This is a genomic window from Rhizobium sp. BK316, from assembly GCF_014193695.1.
Classification (GTDB): domain Bacteria; phylum Pseudomonadota; class Alphaproteobacteria; order Rhizobiales; family Rhizobiaceae; genus Rhizobium.
This window is the reverse complement of record NZ_JACHZR010000005.1, coordinates 126,369-139,464: the sequence shown is the minus strand read 5'-3', so window position 1 is coordinate 139,464 and position 13,096 is coordinate 126,369. Positions and strand designations below refer to the sequence as shown.

At 61.0% G+C, this 13,096-nt stretch carries 9 protein-coding genes and 1 pseudogene; 9 read left to right on the top strand and 1 reads right to left on the bottom strand.

Going from position 1 to position 13,096, the window contains the following annotated elements; translation table 11 throughout:
• Positions 1–25 precede the first annotated feature (25 nt).
• The 7 genes from FHT87_RS23880 (at position 26) to FHT87_RS23850 (ending at position 10,689) form a co-directional block, all read left to right on the top strand.
• Positions 26–1,738, top strand: coding sequence for a methyl-accepting chemotaxis protein (locus FHT87_RS23880; protein WP_183805211.1), 1,713 nt, complete (start codon positions 26–28; stop codon positions 1,736–1,738).
• Between the two features lie 225 nt (positions 1,739–1,963).
• Positions 1,964–3,901 carry a methyl-accepting chemotaxis protein gene (locus FHT87_RS23875; RefSeq protein WP_183805209.1) on the top strand — a complete coding sequence of 646 codons (1,938 nt, stop codon included), beginning with the start codon at positions 1,964–1,966 and terminating at the stop codon, positions 3,899–3,901.
• Positions 3,902–4,093: 192 nt separating this feature from the next.
• Complete coding sequence (locus FHT87_RS23870) at positions 4,094–6,157, top strand: methyl-accepting chemotaxis protein (RefSeq protein WP_183805207.1); 2,064 nt, start codon at positions 4,094–4,096, stop codon at positions 6,155–6,157.
• Positions 6,158–6,320: 163 nt separating this feature from the next.
• Entirely contained in the window at positions 6,321–8,141 is a 1,821-nt protein-coding gene (locus tag FHT87_RS23865; RefSeq protein WP_183805205.1) for a methyl-accepting chemotaxis protein, read from the top strand.
• A gap of 76 nt (positions 8,142–8,217) precedes the next feature.
• Positions 8,218–8,694, top strand: a complete 477-nt coding sequence (locus tag FHT87_RS23860; RefSeq protein WP_029869063.1) for a chemotaxis protein CheW — start codon at positions 8,218–8,220, stop codon at positions 8,692–8,694.
• 33 nt (positions 8,695–8,727) lie between these two features.
• Positions 8,728–9,582 carry a CheR family methyltransferase gene (locus tag FHT87_RS23855; protein WP_183735215.1) on the top strand — a complete coding sequence of 285 codons (855 nt, stop codon included), beginning with the start codon at positions 8,728–8,730 and terminating at the stop codon, positions 9,580–9,582.
• A 9-nt stretch (positions 9,583–9,591) separates the two neighbouring features.
• A complete protein-coding gene (locus tag FHT87_RS23850) occupies positions 9,592–10,689 on the top strand; it encodes a chemotaxis response regulator protein-glutamate methylesterase (RefSeq protein ID WP_183735214.1) in 1,098 nt (365 codons plus the stop codon).
• Between the two features lie 79 nt (positions 10,690–10,768).
• Here the strand turns inward: FHT87_RS23850 and FHT87_RS23845 are convergent.
• Positions 10,769–10,888, bottom strand: a pseudogene (locus FHT87_RS23845) (SDR family oxidoreductase); the annotation flags it as partial.
• Positions 10,889–11,082: 194 nt separating this feature from the next.
• Between FHT87_RS23845 and FHT87_RS23840 the strand changes: the two are divergent.
• Together FHT87_RS23840 and FHT87_RS23835 are read left to right on the top strand one after the other, a co-directional pair.
• Positions 11,083–11,883: an inositol monophosphatase family protein gene (locus FHT87_RS23840; RefSeq protein WP_183735213.1), complete on the top strand. Its 801-nt coding sequence runs from the start codon at positions 11,083–11,085 to the stop codon at positions 11,881–11,883.
• 112 nt (positions 11,884–11,995) lie between these two features.
• On the top strand, positions 11,996–13,093 hold the full coding sequence (locus FHT87_RS23835) for a MotA/TolQ/ExbB proton channel family protein (protein WP_183735212.1): 1,098 nt from the start codon (positions 11,996–11,998) through the stop codon (positions 13,091–13,093).
• Positions 13,094–13,096: the final 3 nt, after the last annotated feature.

Below are 13,096 nucleotides of genomic sequence, written 5' to 3'. Positions count from 1 at the left end.
GGGCCAATCACTAGGGGTTAAGACGATGCGATTGACGATCAAGACAAAGCTGGTGACAGCGTTCACCTTTATCATTCTCATGCTCATGGGTACTGCCGCCTACGGCATCTTCAGCCTCGGCTCGCTGAACGACACGATCGGTAACCTTCTTGCCGGTCCTGCCGCGCGCCTCGACCTGGCGCAACAGATCAATATCGCCCAGCTCGAAGCCATCCGCCAGCAGAAGAACCTCCTGACGGCGCGCAATGCCGACGACGCTTCCGGTGCGATCGAAAAGGGCAACAAGGCTCGCAAGGACTTCGCCGATGCCTTCGCTGCCGTGACGAAGCTTGCGACCGAGCAAGGCAAGGCGCGTTGGGAGCAAGTTGCCGAACTCTCCAAGGCATTCAATCAGGCCGACGACCAGATCCGAAATTTCATCAAGGACGGCAATATGGACGGCGCCAACAATGTCTCGGTCACGACGGCTCGCCAGACGGCCAACGATATCGACGCCACACTCGATGAAATTCTGACGCTCGAAAAACAGCGCATGAAGGAAGCAGACGACAGCGCCGAACAGCAGTATGCCACGACGCGCACGACGATGATTGCGGTTGCTGCCGTAGCGTTGCTGATTGCTGTCCTCACGGCCTTCTGGATCGCGAATACGATCAGCAAGGGTCTTAGCCGCGCCAACACCGTTGTCCGCGAAGTTGCCGAAGGCGACCTGACGAAGATGGCCGAAATCACCACGCATGACGAAATCGGTGAACTGCTCGGCAACGTCAATGTCATGATCGAACGCCTGCGCGGCGTCGTGGCCGATGCCTTGTCTGCCGCTGATAATGTTTCGTCGGGCAGTCAGGAACTTTCAGCCAGCTCCGAACAGGTCTCGCAGGGCGCGACCGAACAGGCGGCTTCGGCTGAAGAGGCCTCCGCTTCAATGGAACAGATGGCTGCGAATATAAAGCAGAATGCCGACAACGCCGCCCAGACCGAGAAGATCGCCCGCCAGTCCGCCAAGGACGCGGAAGCTTCGGGCGATGCCGTCAACCGCGCCGTGGATGCGATGCGCACGATCGCCGAGAAGATCGGCATCGTCCAGGAAATTGCCCGCCAGACGGACCTGCTCGCCCTGAATGCCGCCGTCGAGGCCGCTCGCGCCGGCGAACATGGCAAGGGCTTTGCGGTCGTCGCTTCCGAAGTGCGCAAGCTGGCAGAACGCAGCCAGTCGGCAGCCGCCGAAATCAGTGCCATGTCCGGCGATACGGTGAAGGCCGCCCGCGATGCCGGCGACATGCTCGGCCGCCTGGTTCCTGACATCCGCAAGACTGCCGAGCTGGTTTCCGAGATCAGTGCCGCCTGCCGCGAGCAGGATATCGGTGCAGCGCAGATCAACGAAGCGATCCAGCAGCTCGACAAGGTGACCCAGCAGAATGCCGGTGCCTCCGAAGAGATGTCGGCGACCTCCGAAGAGCTTGCTGCTCAGGCCGAAGAACTGCAGGCCTCGATCGCCTTCTTCAAGGTCGATACGGCAGGCGCGACCCGTGCTGGCGTACGGAAGACCGCTGCGAAGACGACTGCCAAGATGGTCAAGGCTCCGGCCGCTGCCCCACGCAAGCCGGCTCCGGCGACGCAAAACCACAATCACGGCCACACCGTAGCTTCCCAACAGGCACGCGCCAAGGGCTTTGCCCTGGACATGTCGATGGGCGGCCCGGATGCCGGTGACGACGATTTCCGCGAAAGCGCCTGAGCGGCTTCGCAGTCGACCGAAACTCTCCGCGGCCGCTTTGGCGGCCTCGGACGAAAATATCCCGCAACGTGTGTATGCGTTAGCGTCGTGATCACTAGATGTCCGACTGCTGGGAAGTGAATTACTCGCTGTCCCCCTTTTTTGGCTCTTCATTGGTTTTCCTTACTGGCGATCTGCTCACGGGCCGCCTTGCGAGACAGTATTTTCCGCTTTCAGGGGATAGAGATGCGTTTCACTATTAAAATGAAGCTAGGTATTGCTTTTGGCCTCGTAATATTATTGGCGCTTGGGATGGCAGGTCTTGCCATTACCAATCTTTATTCACTCAATGCGGCTATCACCGATATCGTTGCTGGTCCTGCCAAGAATCTTTTGGCTTCGGGCGGGCTTTCTGATGCGGTCGCCGCATCGATCCGCGCCGAGAAGAATGCCATCATGAACACGGATCCGGCTGCCATTACCGGATATCGGGACACGGTCACGCAGGAGCGGAAGTCCATCGACGATCGGCTGGCCGAGCTCGACAAGGAGACCAATCCGGCAGTCGTCGGCAAGCTCGCAGAATTCCGTTCGGTCTATCCGAATTGGATGCAAGTGCAGGACCAGATCCTCGATCTGGCAACCCAGAACACAACTGAAAGCAATGCCCATGCCGCCCAGATCTCCATGGGCAATGGCGCAAAGGTCACGGACAATCTCCTGAAGATCCTGGGTGAACTCAACAATCACATCGTTGAGGATCTGCGTGCTACGGACGAAGCGACGAATGTCCAGTACGACAATTCCAGCAGCGCCTTGATCGGCATGGCGGTTGTGCTGTTCGTCTTCTCGACGACCATCGCCGTCTGGCTCGCATTCGGCATCAACCGCGGTCTGAAGAAGGTTGCCTTCATCGCGGAGGCCGTGTCGAAGGGCGACCTCGAACAGAAGGTCGAGATCAAGACCAATGATGAGATCAAGGATCTGATCGACACGGTCAATGTCATGACCGCCAACCTGCGCAGCACTGCAGCGCTTGCCGACAAGATCGCCATGGGGGATCTCTCGGTAGACGCAAAACCGCTGTCGGATAAGGATGTTCTCGGCATCGCCATGCAGAGCATGGTGTCAAACCTGCGCACAACGGCCGAGGTGGCAGACCTCATCTCGAACGGCGACCTGACGGTTTCTCCGAAGCCTCTCTCCGAAAAGGATACGCTTGGTATCGCTCTGGAGCAGATGGTGGAGCGCCTGCGCGGTGTCGTCGCCGATGCGATCGCGGCTGCGGAAAACGTCTCTTCGGGCAGCCAGGAACTCTCGGCCAGCTCCGAGCAGGTCTCGCAGGGCGCGACCGAACAGGCGGCTTCGGCTGAAGAAGCCTCCGCTTCGATGGAAGAGATGGCCTCAAACATCAAGCAGAACGCCGACAACGCCGCCCAGACCGAAAAGATCGCCCGCCAGTCCGCCAAGGATGCGGAGAATTCCGGCGATGCCGTCAACCGTGCGGTGGCTGCGATGCGCACGATCGCCGAGAAGATCGGCATCGTCCAGGAAATCGCCCGCCAGACCGACCTGCTCGCCCTGAATGCCGCCGTCGAAGCCGCGCGTGCCGGTGAGCACGGCAAGGGTTTTGCGGTCGTCGCCTCGGAAGTGCGCAAGCTGGCAGAACGCAGCCAGTCGGCAGCCGCCGAAATCTCGGCGATGTCCGGCGATACGGTCAAAGCCGCGCAGGAAGCCGGCGACATGCTCGGCCGCCTGGTTCCTGACATCCGCAAGACGGCCGAACTGGTCTCCGAGATCAGCGCCGCCTGCCGCGAGCAGGATATCGGTGCTGCCCAGATCAACGAAGCGATCCAGCAGCTCGACAAGGTGACGCAGCAGAATGCCGGTGCCTCCGAAGAGATGTCGGCGACCTCCGAAGAGCTGGCAACCCAGGCTGAGGAACTGCAGGCCTCGATCGCCTTCTTCAAGGTGGATATGGCCGGTAACCGTCTGTCCCGCGCTCCGGCTGCCAAGGTCACGGTGCGCACGCCGCTTCCGACCGGAGGCCGCAAGCCGGTCGCCAAGAAGACCGCGGCCGCGAATACGGTTGCTGCCCAGCAGGCGCGCGCCAAGGGCTTTGCCCTCGACCTCTCCATGGGCGGCCCCGACGATGGGGATGCGGAGTTCAAGGAAAGCGCCTGAGCGCTTTATCCCGTCAGGGCGGCTGCGCATGCGGCCCCTGACACAAGCTTCCGGCGACCAGGAACGCCGGATGCAAGGCCGCAAGACCTTTGTGCGACCTGTTTTTGCCTACCGGAATGTCTTGCTGCATGACGCGGCGACAGGAACCATCGGTCCACGTTTATTACGTCGTTTTCAAATAGGGGTATTGCGATGCGTATTACGATCAAGCTCAAGCTCGCGGCCGCGTTCGGCTTCGTCATACTGTTGCTGGTAGGCAGCGCGGTTTATGGAATTATCAGTCTCAGCTCGCTGAATGCCGCCGTCGGCGACCTGATCGCAGGTCCATCAAAAAGACTGGAATTGGCTCTGGAAGCAAAAGCTGCCGAGCTCGATGCCATCAGGTGGCAGAAGAACGCCCTTTTGGAAATGGATCCCGAAGTGGTCAGGAAGAACTACGAGAAGTCGGCGAAGAGTATGGATGACATGCTTACTTTCGCGACAGGCGGCCAACGGCTCGCAACGGCTGACGGCAAGCCCACGTGGGACAGGCTGGTCGAGCTGGGCAAACGTTTCATGGAAGGTTCCAATAAAGTTGCCTCCATCCAGGAAGGTGGCGACAGGGCAGCGGCCACGGCTTATTCCGGCGGAGAGGTTCGCGCCATCGTCGACGAACTGGAAGACGTCTTTACGACGCTCGTCGCGCTTCAGCAGAAGTCGATGACCCAAGCCGACGACGATACGGAAATCCTCTATGGTAATACGAGAAACCTGCTGATCGGCATCGCCATAGGCGCTTCCGTCATCGCTTTCGCTGCCGCGCTGTGGATCGCGCTCGGCATCAACAGCGGCCTACGCAAGATCATGAACGTCGCCAGCGCCGTCGCCATCGGCGATCTGAACCAGAAGGTCGAGATCAGGAGCAATGACGAGATCAAGGACCTGGTGAACACGATCAACGTCATGACGGACAATCTGCGTAATACCGCTGGCATCGCAAACGAGATTTCGAACGGTGATCTCAGCGTCACACCGAAGCCGCTCTCCGACAAGGATACGCTCGGCATTGCCATGCTCGGCATGGTGAATAACCTGCGCTCTACCGCCGATGTTGCCAACCAGATCGCAGAAGGCGACCTCTCGGTCGAGGTGAAGCCGCTTTCGGTCAAGGATACGCTCGGCATCGCCATGCAAAGCATGGTCACCAATCTTCGTGCCACCGCCGACATTGCCACGCAGATTGCCGCCGGCGACCTGACGGTTTCTCCGAAGGCGCTCTCGGCCAAGGACACACTCGGCACCGCGCTCGAACAGATGGTGGAGCGTTTGCGCGATGTCGTCGCGGACGCAATTGCGGCAGCGGAGAATGTTTCGGCCGGCAGCCAGGAGCTTTCGGCGAGCTCGGAGCAGGTATCGCAGGGCGCCACCGAGCAGGCTTCGTCGGCCGAGGAAGCCTCCTCCTCGATGGAGGAGATGGCTGCCAACATCAAGCAGAACGCCGATAACGCCGCCCAGACGGAAAAGATCGCCCGCCAGTCGGCCAAGGATGCGGAGATGAGCGGAAACGCCGTTTCCCGTGCGGTCGAGGCCATGCGTACGATCGCCCAGAAGATCAGCATCGTCCAGGAAATCGCCCGCCAGACCGACCTTCTCGCACTCAACGCTGCAGTGGAAGCTGCTCGTGCCGGAGAGCATGGCAAGGGTTTTGCGGTCGTCGCTTCGGAAGTGCGCAAGCTTGCCGAGCGCAGCCAGTCGGCGGCAGCGGAAATCAGCGCCATGTCGAGCGATACCGTCACAGCTGCCCAGGAAGCCGGGGACATGCTCGGCCGCCTGGTGCCTGACATCAGAAAGACGGCGGAACTCGTGGCGGAGATCAGCTCCGCATGCCGTGAGCAGGATGTCGGTGCGTCGCAGATCAACGAGGCGATCCAGCAGCTCGACAAGGTCACCCAGCAGAATGCGGGTGCTTCGGAAGAGATGTCGGCTACTTCGGAAGAGCTTGCCGCTCAGGCCGAGGAACTGCAGGCCTCGATCGCCTTCTTCAAGGTCGATACCACGGGTGGCAAGGCAATGGCGACGAGTGGCCGCCAGGGCCGCACCCCGGCCGCCAAAGTGACGACGCGCAGCCCCGCTCCGGCAGCAGCCCGCAAGCCGGCCGGCAAAGCGGCCCCTGCCAACGGCGTTGCCGCTCAGCAAGCTCGCGCCAAGGGTTTTGCCCTGGACATGTCCATGGGCGGGCCGGATACGGCGGACGATGATTTCCGGGAAAGCGCATAGGGTTTTCCGTTTTCGACGAGGGAGGGGCCGAAGCTACATGGCCCCTCCGGCATCCGGCGATGTCCAAGCCGGTCTGTACCGGGCTCAGCCGGCGACGCATGAAGCGTTTATCAGAGGTCCTGTTGTGCGGCACAGCCGCAACCATTCTAAAAGAGGTTCGGAAATGCGCTTCACCATCAAACTGAAACTGGGCCTGGTCTTCGGTTTCATTGTTCTCCTGACCTGCGCAATGGCAGGTCTTTCGATCTACAATCTTTCGTCGCTCAACGATGACATCTCGGTCATGGTTGCCGGCCCAGTCGCCAACCTGCGCGATTCCGGTGATCTTTCCGATGCGGTCATGCGCTCGATCCGCGCCGAGAAGGATGCAATCATCAACACGGATCCGACTAAGATCGCCGGCTATGTCGACGAAATCTCCCAGCAGCGCGATCAGATCAAGACGCTGCAGGCACGTCTTGCTGCATCCCCCGATCCGGATATCCGCAGCGGCATGAGCGAATTCGGCGATCTCTACGGCAAGTGGACGTCCCTTCAGGACCGTGTTGCTGATCTCGCCACGCAGAACACCAGTGAATCCAACACGCAGGCCGGCGTCATTTCGATGGGTGAAGGCCAGCAGGTTACGACACAGCTTCTCGCCATCCTTTTGAAGCTGAATGACACGGTAACCGGCAATGTCGCCGAGACCGACTCGGCCACAAACGAGCAATATGCACAGTCGCGCAACCTGCTCATCCTCATGACGATCGGGCTGATGGTCATATCCTCGGCTGCTGCCATCTGGATCCTGCTCAATATCTCCCGTGGCCTCAAGCGCGCGGTTCAACTTGCTGATGCCGTCAGCATCGGCGATCTCGAACAGGACATCGAGCATAAGAGCAATGACGAGATCCGCGATCTGGTCAATTCCATGACGCGGATGACCGGCAACCTGCGTAACACCGCGCAGATCGCCAACCAGATCTCGAACGGCGACCTTACGGTCTCTCCGAAGCCTCTGTCGGAAAAGGACACGCTGGGCATCGCTCTGGAGCAGATGGTGGAGCGCCTGCGCGGTGTTGTCGCCGATGCGATCGCCGCTGCGGAAAACGTCTCGTCCGGCAGCCAGGAACTGTCTGCCAGCTCCGAGCAGGTCTCGCAGGGTGCGACCGAACAGGCGGCTTCGGCTGAAGAGGCCTCCGCTTCGATGGAAGAGATGGCCTCAAACATCAAGCAGAACGCCGATAACGCCGCCCAGACCGAAAAGATCGCCCGCCAGTCCGCCAAGGATGCGGAGAATTCCGGCGATGCCGTCAACCGTGCGGTGGCTGCGATGCGCACGATCGCCGAGAAGATCGGCATCGTCCAGGAAATCGCCCGCCAGACCGACCTGCTCGCCCTGAATGCCGCCGTCGAAGCCGCGCGTGCCGGTGAGCACGGCAAGGGTTTTGCGGTCGTCGCCTCGGAAGTGCGCAAGCTGGCAGAACGCAGCCAGTCGGCAGCCGCTGAAATCTCGGCGATGTCCGGCGATACGGTAAAGGCGGCGCAGGAAGCCGGCGACATGCTCGGCCGCTTGGTTCCGGATATCCGCAAGACTGCCGAACTGGTCTCCGAGATCAGCGCTGCTTGCCGCGAGCAGGATATTGGTGCAGCCCAGATCAATGAGGCGATCCAGCAGCTCGACAAGGTGACGCAGCAGAATGCCGGTGCCTCCGAAGAAATGTCGGCGACCTCCGAAGAGCTGGCAACCCAGGCTGAGGAACTGCAGGCCTCGATCGCCTTCTTCAAGGTGGATATGGCCGGCAACCGTCTGTCCCGCGCTCCGGCTGCCAAGGTCACGGTGAGCACGCCGCTTCCGACCGGAGGCCGCAAGCCGGTCGCCAAGAAGACCGCGGCCGCCAATACGGTTGCTGCCCAGCAGGCGCGCGCCAAGGGCTTTGCCCTCGACCTCTCCATGGGCGGCCCCGACGATGGGGATGCGGAGTTCAAGGAAAGCGCCTGAGCATTCGGGTCCTTTCAATCTGTTAACAGGCGTCCCCGATAATGGGGGCGCCCGAATCCAAGGAAAGCGGTTGATCATGGCAACAACATCTCTGGAAGCTCAATTCGTGACCTTCAGCCTCGGCGAGGAGATCTTCGCCGTTCCGGTGGAGGTGGTGCGCGAAATCCTCGACTATGCGGAAGCCTTCAAGATTCCGAATGGCCCCGACTATCTGCTCGGCCTGCGCGATGTGCGCGGTCAGGGCGTGCCGACGATCGACTTGCGATTGAAGCTCGGCATGTCGAAGACCGTGCCGACGCCGCATACGCGCGTGCTGGTCCTCGACGTTCCCATGGAAAACCGTCTTCTGACGCTCGGCCTCGTCGCCGATCGCGTTTTCGAAGTGACGCCGTTCCGCCGCGATCAGATCGAGGCTGCGCCCGATATCGGCGTGCGCTGGCGGTCGGATTACATTGCCGGTGTCGTGCGCCGCGAGAACGGCTTCGTCGTTATCGTCGACCTTGCCCGGCTTCTGTCGCGCGAGGATGCCTCTGTCCTGCAATCGGCCGCCTAAGGCCCTCGAGACTTACCCGGAGCGTCGCGTTTTATGAGTATGGCAGCGGTAGAAACCCAATTGCCGGGTGACAGGATCAGCAAGCGTAACTTCGACAAGCTGGCACGGTTCATCTATGACTATAGCGGCATCAAGATGCCGCCGACGAAGCTGACGATGCTGGAGGGCCGGCTGCGCCGGCGTCTCCGCGCCACGCGCCATGCGAGCTTCGACGACTATTGCGATTTCCTGTTCAACGAGGATGGTCTCGAGCAGGAGAGCGTCTACCTGATAGACGTCGTGACGACCAACAAGACCGACTTCTTCCGGGAAGCCAAGCATTTCGAATATATGCAGACGGTCGCCCTTCCAACGCTCGCCGACAGCGGTGTGCGGACCATTCGTACATGGAGTTCGGCATGCTCGACCGGCGCGGAGCCCTACACCATGGCAATGGTGCTGGCCGAATTCGTCGAGGGTCGTAGCGATCTCTCCTACAGTGTGCTGGCGACCGACCTCTCGACCGACGTGCTGCAGACCGCGCGCCGGGGCATCTATGCGGAAGATCTGGTCGCGCCGGTGCCGCGCGACCTGCAGAAGAAGTATGTCATGGTGGCCAAGCAGCAGGGCCGACGCGATGTTCGCATCTCACCGAAGCTGCGTAGCCGCGTCGGCTTCGCCCGCATGAACCTGATGGACGAGAAATATCCGGTTGGCGACACGATGCATCTGATCTTTTGCCGCAACGTGCTGATCTACTTCGACAAGCAGACGCAGGCAGGTGTTCTCACCCGTCTCTGCGATTGCCTCGCGAAGGGCGGGTACATGTTTATCGGACACTCGGAATCGATCACCGGCTTCGACCTTCCCTTGAAGCAGGTTTCGAATACGGTGTTCCAGCGCATCTGAGAGGGTCCTATGGCCAAAAAAGTCCGTGTCCTCATCATCGATGATTCCGCCAGTGTCCGGCAGACACTGACACGGGTTCTGGAAGACGACCCGGAGATCGAAGTCATGGGCGTCGCCTCCGACCCGTTCATGGCGGCGCGCAAGATCCAGGAAGAGATCCCCGACGTTATCACGCTCGATGTCGAGATGCCGCGCATGGATGGCATCACCTTCCTGCGCAAGCTCATGTCACAGCGGCCCATCCCGGTCGTCATGTGTTCCTCGCTGACGGAAGCAGGTTCGGAAACGCTGCTGCAGGCGCTGGAGGCTGGAGCTGTCGATGTCATCCTGAAATCGAAAATCGGTGCGGCCGACAGTTTGGCCGACGATGCGATGCGTATCCGTGAAGTGGTGAAGAGCGCTTCGCATGCACGGCTTGCGAATGTGCGCCGCGCTGCAGGCCGCGTCCGTTCGGCTTCGGCGGAAGGGCCGGCCAAGAAGCTGACGGCCGATGCGATGCTGCCGCCACCAACCGGCCGGGCCATGGCGAAGACGACGGAAATGGTCGTCTGCGTCGGCGCTTCGACGGGCGGAACGGAAGCCCTGCGCGAATTTCTGGAGGCGCTGCCGGCCAATGCGCCGGGCATGGTGATCGTCCAGCACATGCCGGAAAGATTCACCGCGGCTTTCGCCAAGCGCCTCAATGGTCTTTGCGAAGTCGAGGTCAAGGAAGCAGCCGACGGCGATCCGGTGCTGCGCGGTCACGTGCTGATTGCGCCCGGCGACAAGCATATGCTGCTGGAGCGTCAGGGCGCACGCTATTATGTGTCCGTCAAGTCCGGACCACTGGTTTCCCGCCACCGCCCGTCTGTCGATGTGCTCTTCCGTTCCGCTGCCCGTTCGGCCGGCTCGAACGCGATGGGCATCATCATGACGGGAATGGGAGACGACGGTGCGCGCGGCATGCTGGAAATGCATCAGGCCGGCGCCTATACCGTCGCGCAGGATGAAGCGACCTCGGTTGTTTTCGGCATGCCGAAGGAAGCGATCGCCAAGGGCGGTGTCGACCGAATTCTGCCGCTCGACCAGATCGCCCGCGAAGTGCTGATCACACAGCAGAAGTCCTGACTTTCGGACATTGAGCGATGGAATGACGGGAGCAATGGAATGACGGCACATCTGCGCCGCCGTTCGCTTGTCTGCACCAGGCCAGATAACCGCCGTCGATCGTCAGGCTGGCGCCGGTGATGAAGGATGTTTCGGGGCTCGCGAGACAGGCTGCGAAGCTCGCGATTTCCTTGTCCTCGCCCATGCGGCCGAGTGCCATTCAGACGGATCTATCCAGAATAACTTGGAATTATCCTTTCGTGCTGCAACCCCGCCATGCGGCATTCCCCTTGAAATTTCCCTGATTTTGTGGTCTTGAGGCCGCCAATCTATGCAGCGCTGTCGCTTCCGGCGTTCAGGGACATACCCCCGCCCCTGACAGCGCGTCCCGTATTATCCAAGGAAAATGCCCACATGGCCCGTTCAGCTCTTCTCAATGTCATGGTTCAGGCTGCCATCAAGGCAGGCAAGTCGCTGGGGCGTGATTTCGGTGAAGTGCAGAACCTGCAGGTATCGGTGAAGGGACCGGGCGACTTCGTCTCGAATGCGGACCGCAAGGCCGAAAAGATCGTCAAGGAAGAGCTTCTCAAGGCTCGCCCGACCTACGGCTTCCTCGGTGAGGAAAGCGAAGAGATCAAGGGTACTGATGGCGCGCATCGCTGGATCGTCGATCCGCTCGACGGCACGACCAACTTCCTGCACGGCATTCCAGCCTTCGCCGTCTCCATCGCACTCGAGCGCAACAATGAGATCGTGGCAGGTGTCATCTTCAACCCGGCGACGGACGAGCTTTACACCGCAGAGCGCGGCGGTGGTGCATTCTTGAACGATCGCCGGCTGCGGGTCGCCTCGCGCCGAGTGCTCTCCGACAGCGTCATCGCCTGCGGTGTGCCGCATCTCGGCCGTGGAAATCACGGCAAGTTCCTGATCGAGCTGCGCCACGTCATGGGTGAGGTCGCCGGCATCCGTCGCATGGGTGCGGTCTCGCTCGATCTTGCCTATGTGGCGGCCGGTCGTTTTGACGGTTTCTGGGAAACGGCGTTGTCGCCCTGGGACATGGCGGCCGGCATCCTGCTCATCCGCGAAGCGGGCGGTTTTGCGACCGACTGGGACGGCGGCACGTCGATCCTCGAAACCGGCGCGATCATTGCCGGCAACGAGCACATTCACAAGGCCCTGACGGAAGTCGTCAAGCGGCCCGTTCCGACCCGGTGACGGGCGGGCAAGCAGCCTGTTGCAAAGTCCCGCTTTTCCACCGGGCATACTTCAATTCGGCGCAATGTTGATCTAGTCTCCGGCTGCAATTAGTCCGGAGGCCGAGGAACCTATGGAAAATGTGAATGTGGCCGAGTTCGGCTCGACCGAGAAGACCACGAGTGGCTACGCCTACAAACTCTCAAGTCCCATGTCGTTCTTCTGGACGATGTTATTGTTCCTCATCATCGTGGGCTTCATAGCGGCCATCCTGTTCCGGCAGACACAGACCGCCTTCATGCATAATCCGGGCCTCAATGGTCTCATCCTCGGCGTTCTTGCCGTTGGAATCATTCTCGTTTTCAATCATGTGCTGTCGCTTCGTCCGGAAGTGCGCTGGTTCAACTCCTTCCGCGCGGCAGGCAGCGCCGACAAGGTGAACCGCAATCCGCGGCTGCTTGCGCCGATGCGGGCGCTGATCGGCAATCGCAAGTCCGGGGTGGCATTGTCGACCACGGCGCTGCGCTCCATTCTGGATTCGATCGCCAATCGTCTCGACGAATCACGCGACGTCTCCCGCTACCTCATCGGGCTTCTCGTCTTCCTCGGCCTGCTCGGCACCTTCTGGGGCCTTATCGGTACGATCGGTTCCATCAGCTCGGTCATCCAGTCACTCGATGCCGGCTCGAACGGTACGGGCGACGTGCTGTCCACGCTGAAAGAAGGGCTTGCGACGCCGCTGTCCGGCATGGGCCAGGCTTTTTCGTCATCGCTGCTCGGTCTTTCGGGTTCGCTGATCCTCGGTTTCCTCGACCTGCAGGCCGGCCGCGCGCAGAACCGTTTCTACACGGAGCTCGAAAACTGGCTCTCCTCCGTTACCGATGTCGGCTCGGACATTCCGGTGCCGACGCTCGATGCAGTCTCCGGCGGCTCGTCGGAAGATATGAAGGCGCTTTCGGAATATCTGCGCAAGGTTGCCGAAGAGGGTGGCCCGGCCAGCCAGCGGTCGGTCGCGGCCATGGCGAGCCTTGCCGAAGGCATCCAGGGCCTCGTCAAGAACATGCGCAACGAGCAGCAGATGCTGCGCGACTGGATCGAGGTGCAGCAGGACGAGGCAAAGGCGATGCGCCGCACGCTCGACCGGCTGGCCGAGCGTATCGGCGTGCAGGATCGTGGCGGCGAGAGGGCGCGCGAGCGGGCCGGCCATGTCGAAAAGAGCGAGGGCAAGTAAGCG